At 65.8% G+C, this 13,041-nt stretch carries 7 protein-coding genes; 2 read left to right on the forward strand and 5 right to left on the reverse strand.

The window, feature by feature from the left end; translation table 11 throughout:
• Positions 1-141: 141 nt before the first annotated feature.
• The 5 genes from AC1MLZ_RS01565 to AC1MLZ_RS01585 form a co-directional block, all read right to left on the reverse strand.
• The gene (locus AC1MLZ_RS01565; RefSeq protein ID WP_480960132.1) at positions 142-1,590 is read right to left on the reverse strand and encodes an oligosaccharide flippase family protein; all 1,449 of its coding nucleotides are present in this window, start codon (positions 1,588-1,590) and stop codon (positions 142-144) included.
• Between the two features lie 3 nt (positions 1,591-1,593).
• A complete protein-coding gene (locus AC1MLZ_RS01570; protein ID WP_480960133.1) occupies positions 1,594-2,598 on the reverse strand; it encodes a glycosyltransferase family 2 protein in 1,005 nt (334 codons plus the stop codon).
• A 104-nt stretch (positions 2,599-2,702) separates the two neighbouring features.
• Positions 2,703-3,518, reverse strand: a complete 816-nt coding sequence (locus tag AC1MLZ_RS01575; protein WP_480960134.1) for a beta-1,6-N-acetylglucosaminyltransferase — start codon at positions 3,516-3,518, stop codon at positions 2,703-2,705.
• A 122-nt stretch (positions 3,519-3,640) separates the two neighbouring features.
• Positions 3,641-5,179, reverse strand: coding sequence for a L,D-transpeptidase family protein (locus tag AC1MLZ_RS01580; protein WP_480960135.1), 1,539 nt, complete (start codon positions 5,177-5,179; stop codon positions 3,641-3,643).
• A gap of 108 nt (positions 5,180-5,287) precedes the next feature.
• Positions 5,288-7,483 (reverse strand): penicillin acylase family protein, encoded by a 2,196-nt coding sequence (locus AC1MLZ_RS01585; RefSeq protein WP_480960136.1) that lies wholly within the window; start codon positions 7,481-7,483, stop codon positions 5,288-5,290.
• A gap of 108 nt (positions 7,484-7,591) precedes the next feature.
• Here AC1MLZ_RS01585 and AC1MLZ_RS01590 point away from each other — a divergent pair, with 108 nt between their 5' ends.
• Positions 7,592-9,403, forward strand: a complete 1,812-nt coding sequence (locus tag AC1MLZ_RS01590; protein WP_480960137.1) for a DUF885 domain-containing protein — start codon at positions 7,592-7,594, stop codon at positions 9,401-9,403.
• A 139-nt stretch (positions 9,404-9,542) separates the two neighbouring features.
• Entirely contained in the window at positions 9,543-12,806 is a 3,264-nt protein-coding gene (locus AC1MLZ_RS01595; protein WP_480960138.1) for a hybrid sensor histidine kinase/response regulator, read from the forward strand.
• The last annotated feature ends 235 nt before the right edge of the window (positions 12,807-13,041 follow it).

Consider the following 13,041-nt stretch of genomic DNA (forward strand, 5'->3'; position numbering starts at 1 on the left):
ACATGGTTCGGAGGCGTGTCTTCGGCTGGAGGAACGGCGGGGCTATCGGGCACGACGAATGGACGGTCTCAGGGGCTACTCGTGCTGGTATATCCCATCGTCGGGTGCAATCAAACCGATCTTCGGCAGGTACGGGCGGGATCAGGTTCGCGCCTCGCGCGACAGCGACAGTTTTACACCACCCGCGGCGCGGCGGATTTCGCGCCAGGTGGGGTGATCGAGCACCGCCAGCGCCACGACCCAAAGCACGGCGCCCAGCACGGCCGAGATCGCCATCCTGATCGACAGGATCTGGCCGTCGCGTACCAGCAGGAGTAACGGCAGACAGGCCGCCAGTGTGCTCGTCGCGCTCTTGGCGTAGATCGAGAGCAGCGCGCGCGCCGAAAAGCCCACGATCCGCTGGATCAGGCCAATATAGATCGCGTACCAGATACCCGCATAGACGAGCCGCGCGATCGCAGCGGCCTCCAGCCCGAACCGCACGAGGCACGCGAGGCAGATCAGCGCTGCGGCGGTGTCCATCAGGTTGCGGATCAGCAGTTGCCGCAGATGGCCCGACATCAGGGGCACTTCGGTATGAAGCGGCAGTGCGAAGAAGATCAGCTCGCTCAACGCCACCCAGCGAAGCGCCAGCGCGGCTTCCCCCCAGCCTTTGCCGTAGATCATGGTGACGATCGGTGCGGACAACAGCGATAGCAGCAGCATCGCGGGCCACATCACGCTCGTGTAGCAGCCCACCAGGTCCCGGTACGGCTGGTCGAGTGTACGCTTCGTCCGGATCAGCTGCGCGAAATGGCTGAAGAACACCGCGGCCAGACCGCCATTGAGCAGCATGCGCAGGCCGTCGACCATGCCCGCCGCGCGCCCGAACAGACCGACCGCGTGCATGCCGAGCACATTGCCGATGATCAGATCGGGAGACCGCGTTCCGATCGCACCGCTGACCGCGAGCACGGTCGTCCCCGAGCCGAACGAGACGATCGGCCGGGCGCCCGCAAAACTGAGGTGGAAGCGGACCTTCCGCGGCCCGAGCAGTTGCGCCATCGTCGCGCGCGCGATCTGTTGCGCGAGGAAACCCAGTGCCAGCGACACGGGGCCGTAACCGAGCAACGCAAAACTCGCCGATACGAGCGCGTTCGCCGCCGCCGCCGCCATGTTGATGAACGACAAGGTCTTGAAGTCGACCGCGCGCTGCAGCAACGCGATCGGCACGGTGTTGAACGGCAGCAGCAGGAAGGCCGCGGCGATCAGCAGCATGATCGGGATCAGCTGGGCATTGGAATAATACCACGCCATCGGCAAGCTCAGCGCCGCGATCACGGCACAGATCGCCGCGCCCACGCACAGCGTGATGGTGGTGCAGGTGTCGAGCACCTGCTCCGTCAATTCCTCGGTCCGGACGAGATACCGGTTAAGCCCGAAATCCTGCAGGTTGGAGATCACGCCCGCCGCTGCGAAGCCGACCGAGAACGTGCCGAACGCCGATGGCGGCAGCAGGTAGCGCGCCAGATAGACGCTGACGGCGAAGTTGAACGCGAAGACGAGCCACTGGCCACTGACCGACCACATCGCGGCTTTACGCACCGCCATCGGCTAGCCTCTCGGCATGAGATAGGATCGACATAGACTGGCCGCCAGCTGTCCTGCCCCCCGCAACTGGCCGTGACGAAGCAGCCGCCCGACCGCGCGTGTTGCAGGCCTGCGCTCGCCGCCTTCGGCTACGTACTCGCCGACCAGTTTCACGCCGCCCGATTTCAACGCGGGCAACGAATAGAGCAATTTCGGCGCCACCCGCGCGCGAACCCGGCGCGCGATGCCTGGCTCGTCGAAGATGGCGTCGAGTTCGTCCAGGTGCTCGACATCCGGCAACGCCGACAGGCCGGATGTCGGATCGGCCCGGCCGTTGCTGTACTGAAGATAGGCTTCCCATGCGACGGTGGCGCCAACGGCAGTATGAAGAAGATGCTGGATCGTGACCTGTCCGTCGTTGACGCAGTAGCGGAGCAGCACATCGTCGACGCTGCATAATTTGGTGATTTGCGACAGCCGCAGCCAGAGGTCGTAATCCTCGCAGTGACGGTACATCGCGCGGTAGCCGCCGACCGTCTCGAACGCGGCGCGCGAGATCATCGAGCCGGGATGGCTCATGATCGGCTTGAACTCCATCGCGGCCACGAACGTCTCGAAATCGCGCGGATAATCGTCGATCAGCCGGATGGTCTTGCCGTGGATGTCGACGTTGAGCTGCTGGCATCCGACGACGCCGTAGTCGGGATGCGCATCGAAAAAGGCGAGTTGCGTCGCGAACCGGTGCGGGAGGCATTCGTCGTCGCCATCCATGCGCGCGACGAGATCGCCCTTGGCCATTGCAAAGCCGCGGTTCAGGCTGGCGACAAGCCCGCGGTTTTCCTGCTCGACCAGGACGATACGACGATCGGCGTTCGCAAGCCGGCGCAGGATTTCGGTCGAGCCATCGGTCGACCCGTCGTTGATAATGATGAATTCGAAATCGGCGTAGGTTTGCCGCAACACGCTGGTCACGGCGCGTTCCACATAGGGCGCGTCGTTATAGGCGCTTAGCAATACCGACAACCGCATCAACCACATCCCTCAGGTCTTGTAGCGTCTTACAGACCGCGCCGTTGAAAATGAATGAATGGACTGAAACGCTTGCGACCGTTTTGCAGAGGTTCGTTCGTAGACTAACCTAAGTTAAGGCCGGGGTGAAAATCGATGTATTTGCGGCCGAACAGCGCCGGCCCGTCGACGAACGCCTGATGCATGGCTTGGGTCACGGTTTCCGGATGCGCCTTGCCCTGGATCCATGTGTCGGCGGTCGGCGACGTCGCGCCGATCGTGACCCCGAGCGGCGCGACCAGCGAGTGCAGGAGCATCTCGTCGGGGCAGTCCGTATATCTGAACAGACGCCAGTACCACGGGTTTTCATCGAGGAACTGCAGCATCTTCTCCACGGTCTGGCGCTCGAACAGCCACCATGCACCGCCGCCGTGCAAGGCGATGCCGCGCAGCTTGCTCAGGGGTTTGTCCGGCAGGCGGGGGAACAGCCGGCTCAGGATCTGCCACGTGATCGGATTCTGAACGTCGTGGAGCCAACGCCTGGTGTAGCGTTCCAGCGGTTTGTGGCTGACCGGCATGGCGGTCAGCTCCATCAGGTTGGCCGAACCGACTGGGAAACTCGCAATCCGGTCGCGGATCTGGTCGTCGCTCTTCACCGGATAGCACTGGCCGCTCATAAGGTAGAAGTGCGTGGTCGTCGGATCGCGGAGTGCGGCGCGCAGGAGGAGCAGGACCACGTCGACCTGGCTCAGCCCACCCCAGTTCACCTGCGCGCGATCGGTCAGGAACGGCGCCTTGTCGCGCAGGTCTGCGAACAGCCCGATATCGGACTTTCGATCGATATGAACCAGCGGCGCCCATAACGACCCGGCAAGCCGATCGAGCAAAAGGCCAAGCTGCTCCGGGCAATGATAAGCTCTGATCAAGGCGGCGATCTTCATGCAGTCTTACTTTCCCGATCGACACAATGGTGCGACGGTACATCGTAGACGTAAAAGAACAGCTACACTTCATCGATCACACGTATAGCGTCGTTCAAGCCGCTGATCGCTCAGCACCGCAATCAGGGTCCGATATCGATCGCTTGTGCCTCCGCGCGTTTCGCCGACGCCTTGGCAAACCCCAGTTGTTCGGCGATCGGATCGTTCCAGCCATAGGGATCCGTGCGGAACGCGACCTTCCCGCCGTCGTCGACATAGACGTTGTGATACAGCAGCCGGACCGGAATGCGGCGGGGCAGGGGGACGAAGCTCATCTCGCCCGAGTCCTGCGCGGTCTGCCAGGCCTCGGCGACCCCTTGGTCCTCTGCGAGCATCTGTGCGAAGCCAAGCGCATCCTCGACCCGTACGCAACCATGGCTCAGGTGACGCTGGCTGCGCTCGAACAGCGCCGGCGCGGAGGTGTCGTGGAGATAGATCGCCTGATCGTTCGCCATGTCGAACTTGACGAGCCCGAGCGCGTTGCTCGGTCCCGGTTGCTGGACGATCCAGCCGTCACGAACCACCATGTTGTGTTCCGCTAAGTACGCCTCGCCGACGTTCGCCATTTCGCCGTTCTGGATCGATTTGGGGACGGTCCAGGTCGGGTTCGCGACGAGCCGATAGATTGGCGAGAACAGGGGCGGCGTCTCGCGGCCGGGTTCGCCGACGATCACCTTGCGCTGGTCGACCATATTGCGGTCGCGGTAATAGCGGAGCTGTGCTGCGGCGGTGTTGACGTCGATCCGCGTCGCCGGCGGGGTTCGCGATAGCCAGCGCCGCCGTTCGAGCCCGACCGCCAGCGCGCGCGCACGGTCCCCGGCGCCGAGATTGAGGACTTTCAACGTTTCAGGACCGACTACACCGTCGGCGGCGATGCCGTAATCGGTCTGGAGCCCCTTCAACGCGTCGGCAATCTCCTGCGTGTAGAGCGAACCGGACGTCGTCGGTGCTAGCAGATACCCGCTCTCGACGAGCTGTTCGACGATGGTGGTGACGCGAGGATCGGAATTGCCCACGCGGATCAGTCCCGAGGGGATTGCCTGCACTGGCGCTGCGACCGTCGCCTTGGCACTGAACGCGAGATAGGCAGCTGACAGCGCCTTGTATTCGGCATCCTGCGGCGCGAGCCCGTCGAACCATGCCGCGAGGTCGCCCTTGGCGAGGGCGCGTGCCAGACCGGTGGCAAGATCGGCCGTCGGGCGGGGCAATGTGTAGACTAGATGCAGCGACTTCGGATCGGTTCTGCCATGGGCAAGCGCACCTGCATAATCGAGCGCAGCCTTTGTCCGAGCAACATCGTCGGCCGCCGCCGTCTGCTCGTCGGAGGTCGGCAGGAATGCCACACGGTCGAGGCCGTGCCGGGCGCGATCCGCGAGTATCCTGTTCAACGCCTCCGCGTTCGCAGTCGACCAGACGCTATGCCAGCCGGCTTTCGCGTAAAATGCGCGAAGGGCTGGGTCGGTGACCCCTTGCCTGTCGATCGGGATGGGAGCGGTGGGTGTGCTTGCCGGAGTCGTGTCGATGGCTTGCGCTGCAGCCACAGGAGCCAAACCGATCATCGCCAAGGCCAGGAGCGGCATCGAACCGAGCGCCAGCCGCGCCCGTACTGTCTTTACTGTCATGTGTCGCTAACGAGTGGACCGTTCGATTGGATCACTTCGACCGACGGATTATCGAGATCGGTCGGCATGGACGCGGATATCCGCGGCGGTGCGACGGTAGTCGAGCCTTCAGCGTCCCGGATTATAGCGGCGCTCCACATGGCCCTTGAGCTCGTCGGGATAGAAGTAGACGGGCCGCAGCTTGCCCCGGGCATACCGATCGATCTGGTCGGCAAAATGCGGTGAGCGCATGTCACCGCTCTCGCCCCCGGCCATGACCGCTGCCGCCTTCACCCGCGGACCGAACTCGACGACCGCGACGAAGCTGTTGCCGCTGGTGCCGTAATATCGCTTCGTTCCGGGCCAGGGCTTGGCACCGAACGAGGCGAGGCTGCCCCATTGAGCCGAAGTGAACGGTACCGGGATCGACGGTCGCGAATCGTCGAAATGCGGTGCGATGGAGTCATCGAGACGCTGGAAGCGGTTGATATCCTTCCACGGCGTCCGCCAGCTGCCGAAGTCGCGGCCGAGCCGGTCGACCGCGGCGCTCAGCGCCGCAAGCTTCGCATCCGGGCCGACCCGCGTGGCGATGTAATCCGGGACGTTGAGCCGCTCGGCCTGCGCGAAGCTGCCGACTTCCCGCCATAGCTGGTCGCCCCAGAATACCGCCAGGCTGGTCGCTGTGGAGTCGTAGCTCCAGCGGTAATCCCAGCCCTTCAACAGCGCGATCGGCCCGTCCAGCGCCTTGCGTCGCGGGTCGCCGGCAGGCAGCGCGGTCCACGCTTGGACCAGTCCGGGCAGCAGACGTGCGAACGCGGGCAGATACGGATCGAACGCCGCGTCGCGCAGCGTCTCCGGCGTCCACCCGGTCTTGCCGGTCAGCAACAGATCGGCGTGCACGCCGCGCGCATTGCCGCCGACCTGATCCATGTAGCGCGGATAATCCGCCGCCTTCGGGCTGTCCGGCCCCGCTGCGCTCCAGGGCCAGTCATTGGTGTTGTGTGCCCATCCGGTCCGCGGGTTGAGCACGCTCGGCAGGCTGGGGAGGGTATGCAGCGCGCGCCAGTCGGTCGCCGGATCGCTGCCGTCGACCGGCCGGGTGTAATCGAAGCGGTCGTCGCGCACCGGCATGAACTGCGGCATCAGGAACGCGATCTCGCCCTTGCTGTCGGCGAACAGCGTGTCGTTCGACGAATTGGCCTGGCGCGCTGCGATCTTCATATATCCGGCGAGATCGGTCGCTTTCGTCCGCAGATAGCTCTGCTCGAGCGCGAGCACCGGTTTCCACATGAGCGCGGTGGCGATCCACCTCCCGCTCTTGATCGCGACGATCGGGCCGTGGTGGGTGCGATACGTCGTGAAACTGCGCTCGCCCATTGCGCCGTCGGCCTTGCGGAAACACACCGTCACGACCTTCGTCGCGACGTCTCGGCTGGCCGTGCCGTAGCGATACGCATAGCCCCCGCCGCGCTGCGCGATCCGCTCGGCAAATTCATCGACATTGTCCACGGTCGAGGAGGTGTGCATCCACCCGGCCTTCGCGTTGAAGCCCTGGTAGATGAAGAACTGACCCCAGGTGCTTGCGCCATACGCGTCCAGCCCCTCCGCGCTGGTCATCTGCGCTTCGGATCGGAAGTAGAAGCTGGTGTGCGGGTTGATCAGCAGCAGCGCATTGCCGTCCGCCGTCAGCCGCGGCGCCATCGCGATGCCATTCGAACCGGACGGTTCGCGCGGTACCATGCCCAGCTCCTCGGGCGTGGGCGGCGTCGGCCTGCCGTAGAAGGTCTTCAGGTCGCTCAGCGAGATGCGTTCGATATCGCCGCCGATGCTGCCCTCGGTGAAGCTCAGCGCCATCCACGGTTCGAAACGCGCAAGGACCTTGGGACGGGTCTGCGGATGCGTCGCGAGATAATAGTTCAGCCCGTCCGCCCACGCCTGCATCAGCGTGCGCAACCAGGCGGGACTGGCGGCGTATTGCGCCTCCAGTTCGGCCGGGTCGACGAACAGCCGCTGGCGGAGATCCCCCCAGATCGCGTCCTCGCCATCGGCCTCCGCAGTTCGGCCTAGCGCGGTCAGGTAATTGGCCTCGATCCGCGGGAAATCGTCCTCGGCCTGCGCGTAGATCAGTCCGAATACAGCATCCGCATCCGATCGCCCCCGGATATGCGGAATGCCCCAGTCGTCGCGCGTGATCGTGACCCGCATCGCTTGTTCCTGCCACCGCGCGATGTCACTCGTGGGCGCGACGGACGCAGCCGTGAGCGGCGTTGCCAGCAGGGCCAGGATGATCACCGGGTTGCGCGCGCGTCTGAGGACCGTGTTCATGGCCGCAGCGTAAGGCGGTGGTCGACGAAAGGCCATGCGCCGGCGGGGGCCATCGGCGATTGCGTTGCGCCGCGCCGCGCGCGACAAGCGCGGTCGATTGGAGATTCGATGCGTATAGCCCTCGCCCTCATGCTTTTGCCGGTCGTGCCGTTAGTCCAGGCGAACGCGGCCGCCCCTGCGCAAGCGGCGAGTACGGCGGTCCAGGATGCCGCGCTGCTCGCGTTTCTCGACAAGGCTTACGACGAGCAACTCGCTCTGAGCCCGGAATCGCAGACACAACTGGGCCTCAAGACGAACAACGATCGGCTGGACGACTATACCGACGGCGCCGCGCTGCGTGCGGAGGCGCTTGCCGAGCGTCAACTGACGGCGATGCGTGCGCGCTTCAAGTCGGCGCAATTGGGCGAGAGCGCCGGCGTCAGCTATCGGCTATTCGAGTATGAAGTGGAACGCGGTCGTCAGTCGCTGCAGTTCCGCAAGCTGCGGTTTCCCGTGTCGACCAATGGCAGCCCCGCGGGCGATATCCCGGTGCTGCTTATCAACAATCACAAGGTGAGCACGGTGGCCGACGCGCAGGCCTATGTCGCACGTCTGCGCGACACCGAGCGCGTCATGCGTGAGGTCGCGACGACGATGCGCGAACAGGCGGCAGCGGGCATCATCCCCAACAAGGTGAACTTCGCGCCGGCGCGGGCAGACGCGCAGGCGGTCCTCAAGGGCGCCCCGTTCGATAGCGGAGCGGACTCCAGCGTCTGGGCGGATTTCCGCAAGAAGGTCGCCGCGCTCGATGCGCCGGCGACGGTAAAGGCGAAGCTGCTCGCAGACGCCAGCGCCGCACTGACCGGGCCGTTCCGCCGCGGGTATGACACGCTGTTCGTTGTGCTCGACGAGATCGAGCCGATGTCGAAGGGCAATTTCGGCGCGTGGAGCCTGCCGAACGGCACGGCTTATTATGCAGACCGGTTGAAAAGCTCGACCACGACCGATCTGACCGCCGACCAGATCCACGAACTCGGCCTGAAGCAGGTCGCCTCGATCCGCCTCGAGATGGAGGCGATCAAGCGCGAGGTCGGCTTCAAGGGTACGCTGGAGGCGTTTTTCAACTCCATCCGGACCGATCCGAAGTTCAAATATCCCAACACTGCGGCAGGTCGCGAGCAGTATCTCGGCGACGCGCGCGCGGTGATCGCCTCGGTCATGGTCGCGGCACCACGCTATTTCCGGACGTTGCCCAAGGCACCGCTGGAGGTTCGCGCGGTCGAGAAATGGCGTGAAGGCACCGCGTCGACCGCGTTCTACAATTCGCCATCGGCCGACGGATCGCGACCCGGCATCTATTACGTCAATCTGGTCGACATGAACCAGACGCAGAAGGTGCAGGTCGCAGGCATCGCCGCGCACGAGGGCGCACCAGGCCATCACTTCCAGATCGCGCGCCAGCAGGAGCTGACCGGTATTCCGAAGTTCCGCAAGTTCGGCGGCTACGGCGCGTACATGGAAGGGTGGGGACTGTATTCGGAGCGGCTCGCCAACGAGATGGGCGTGTACAAGGACCCGTATCCGCGGTTCGGCATGCTGTCTTTGCAGGTCTGGCGGGCGATCCGCCTCGTGCTCGATACGGGTATCCACTCGAAGCGGTGGACGCGCGAGCAGGCGATCGCGTATTTCAAGGCGAACAGCTCGGTGTCCGAGACGGATATCGCGCGTGAAGTCGATCGGTACTTCAACTGGCCGGGGCAGGCGACGAGCTACATGGTGGGCCAACTCAAGATCACCGAGTTGCGCACGCGTGCCGAGCGCGAACTGGGGCCGCGTTTCGATATCCGCGACTTCCACGAGGCGGTGCTGAGCCAGGGTGCGTTGCCGCTTGCCGTGCTGGACGAGCAGGTGAACCGGTACATCGCGGCAAAGCGGCAATAGCACGCTAACCAGCCAATTCCCCCCCCCTCAGGCGGTAGGGGGCCGATCCTGCAAGCGGAGCATCGTCATCATCGTCGGGCCAAGCGTCATCGTCGCGATCCTGGCCTATGGCGCGATCCTGTTCACGATCGCCTGGGTGGTGGACCGGCGGGGCCTGTCGCGTAGGCTCGGGCGGATCGCGTATCCGCTGTCGCTGGCGGTGTATTGCAGCAGCTGGACGTTCTTCGGGGGCGTCGGCACCGCGGCGACGCGCGGGTGGGATTACCTCGCAATCTATCTTGGGCCGGCGCTGGTGTTCCTGCTCGCGCCGAAATTCCTCGCGCGGCTGGTGCGGCTCGCTCGCGCGGAGGGCTCGAGTTCCATCTCCGACTTCATCTCGGCGCGGTATGGACGAAATCGTGGCACCGCCGCGATCGTCGCCGCGACCGCGTTGCTCGCGTCGGTGCCGTACATCGCTCTCCAGCTGCGGTCGGTCACGCTGAGTTTCGGCGCGATCGCCGGCGTCGAGAGCTCGTCGCAGGTTGGCACGTTCGTCGCGGTCCTGCTGGCGGTGTTCGCGATCCTGTTCGGCGCGCGGCGCTACGAAGTGGCGGAGCGCAACCCCGGCGTGGTGGCCGCGATCGCGGCGGAATCGCTGATCAAGCTGCTCTGCTTCGTCGTGCTGGGCGCATTCACCGTCATGCTGCTCGCCGACGTCCCGGGTGCCGTCCTCACCGCGCCCCTCGCGCGGCTGGAATCCGGTTTCACGCTGGGCGCGCTGACGTCCGACTTCTGGGTAAGGACGCTGTTGTCGGCGCTGGCGATCCTGTGCCTGCCGCGGCAATTCTATGTCGGCGTGGTCGAGGCGAGCGGCCCCGAGGCGGTGGCGCGCGCGCGCTGGCCGTTCATCGCGTACCTGATCGCGATCTCGCTGCTGGTGCTGCCGCTTGCGCTCGCCGGGATGACGCTGTTGCCGAGCGACGCGGATCCCGATCTCTACGTGCTGGCCGTCCCCTTGCGACAGGGGCACGATCTGGTCGCGCTGCTGGCGTTCATCGGCGGGTTCTCGGCGGCGACCGCGATGGTGGTGGTCGAGACGATCGCGCTGTCGACGATGGCGACCAACGATCTGCTCGCACCCCTCCTGTTGCGGCGTCACGCCGATGCGGGCGAGGGGGAACTCGGTCGACGGATGCTGCGCGTCCGGCGAGTCATCATCGCCGCGATCGTCGCCGTCGCGCTGTTGTACGGCCGCAGTCTCGGCGCGGACCTGCCGCTGGCGTCGATCGGGCTGATCGCGTTCGCGGGTGTTGCGCAGTTCGCGCCAGCGCTGATCGCGACGGTCGGGTGGAACTTCGCCGATCATACCGCGGCCCGCGCGGGGCTGATCGGGGGCGTGATCGTCTGGATTTACTGCCTGTTGCTACCGTCGATCGGCGAGGGTATCGGGCCGGCGCTGGCGCAGTTTACGCGGGGCTGGCTCGATCCGGGCGCGTTGCTCGGCTGGCGGATCGGCTCGCCTTTGGTCAACGGCACGGTCTGGAGCTTGAGCGTCAACGTCGCGCTGATGGTAGGCTTGCACATGCGAGAGCGGCATCGTGGGAACGCTGCGCTCGACCATGTCACGACGTTGGGCGAGTTGCGGATGCTGGTCGCACGGTTCGTCGGCGAGGGCGAGGCGGAGGCGATCGGCGTGACGGCGCCCGATCTGCGCGCGCCGATCGACGGCCCAGCGGCGCGCACCGCCGAGCGGCTGATCGCAGGCGTGATCGGCGCACCGTCGGCGCGGAAGATCGTCGCGTCGAGCATCGCCGGGTCCGCGATCGACGTCAGCGACGTGGTTCGCCTGCTTGATCAGCGCGGGCGTTCGCTCCGGTTCTCGCGCAACCTGCTGTCCGCGACGCTGGAGACGATCGATCCGGGCGTCAGCGTGATCGACGCGGACCTGCGGCTGGTCGCGTGGAATCCGCGCTATGTCGAGATGTTCGACTATCCCGAGGGCTATGTGGTCGTCGGCCGCTCGATCGCCGACCTGATCCGCTACAATGCCGAACGCGGCGGCAGTGGCCCCGGCGAGATCGAAGCGCATGTCGCACGGCGCATGGGCCATCTCGCTCGCGGCACGCCGCACAGCTTCGAACGGCAACGCCCGTCGGGGCGCTGGATCAAGATGGTCGGCCGGCCGATGCCGGGTGGCGGCTACGTCCAGAGCTTCACCGACATCACCGCGGAGAAGGAGACTCAGGCCGATCTGGAGGCGAGGGTGAGGGCACGCACGCAGGACCTGGCGCAGTCGAACGCGATGCTGGGCGAGGCGCGCGCCGTCGCCGAGACCGCCACGCGCGACAAGACCCGGTTCCTGGCCGCCGCCAGCCATGACCTGCTCCAACCGCTCCACGCGGCACGACTATTCTGTGCCGCGCTCGACGAAGGCAAGGCGCCGCATCAGGCGGAACTGGTGCGCGCGATCGACGGCGCGATCGGCTCCGCGGACACGTTGCTGCGGGCGTTGCTCGACGTGTCGCGGCTCGACGCGGGTGGCGTGGTGCCGAAGGTCGAGCGGTTTGCGCTGGGGGCGTTGATCGAGGAGCTGGCGGTGCAGTTCCGGCCGCTGGCGGGCGAGCGCGGGCTCGTGCTGGCGTCGCATGCCGGATCGTTCAGTGTCGCAACCGATCGCTCGTTGCTCCGGTCGATATTGCAGAATTTCCTGTCGAACGCGGTACGCTATTCGGCGGATGGGCGGATCTGGATCGGCGCGCGGCGGCGAGGCGACGACGTGTTGATCGAGGTGCGGGATAACGGGCCGGGGATCGCGAAGGGCGACCGCGAGCGGATCTTCGAGGAGTTCGAGCGGCTCGAAAGCAAGGGGAGCGCGGGCGGCGGCGTCGGGCTGGGACTGGCGATCGTCCGGCGGATCGCGCGGTTGCTCGGGGTTGCGGTCGAGCTGCGGTCGGCTCCGGGGCGGGGGACGACGTTCGCGGTGCGCGTGCCGCTGGCGCCCGCTGGGATGGACGTGCCGTTGCCGACCCCTTCGGCCGCGCGTGCGCTGGTGCCGGGGTTGCGGGTGCTGTGTCTCGACAACGACGCGACGATCCTCGCGGCGCTCGATGCTGCGTTGCGCGCGCGGCGATGCGTGCCGTTGTTGGCCGCGACGATCGCCGAGGCACTGGAACTGGCCGCGGACGAGGAGCCGGATGTGGCGCTGGTCGACTATCATCTGGATGAGGCGGAGGATGGGCTCGACGTGGTCGCGCGGCTGCGGGCGATGACGCCGACGCCGGCGATTGCGTTGGTGACGGCCGACCGTGCGGTTGCTGACGATCCGCGGTGCGCGGGGTTGGTCGTGCTGACGAAGCCAGTCGTGCCGGCGGATTTGTGGCGGTTTATCGAAGGGGCTTCGGCGGCGGCGGCGCGGGGGAGTTGACCCTCCTTGATCCTCCCCCGCCAGGGGGAGGTGGCTGGCTCTTACCACACGGAGGGGGAGGTAAGAGGTCACCGCTGTTTTGTGTCCTCCCCCTCCGTCACCTTCGGCAACACCTCCCCCTGGCGGGGGAGGATTGAGGGGAAACGGATCGATACTGAGCCGGATCGAACGCGCTGTTTCCGTCATGCCGGGCTCGTTTCGGCATCCACGGTGCCGCATATCGTCGACCGCGGGT

The sequence above is a fragment of the Sphingomonas sp. PEI4 genome (assembly GCF_056679955.1).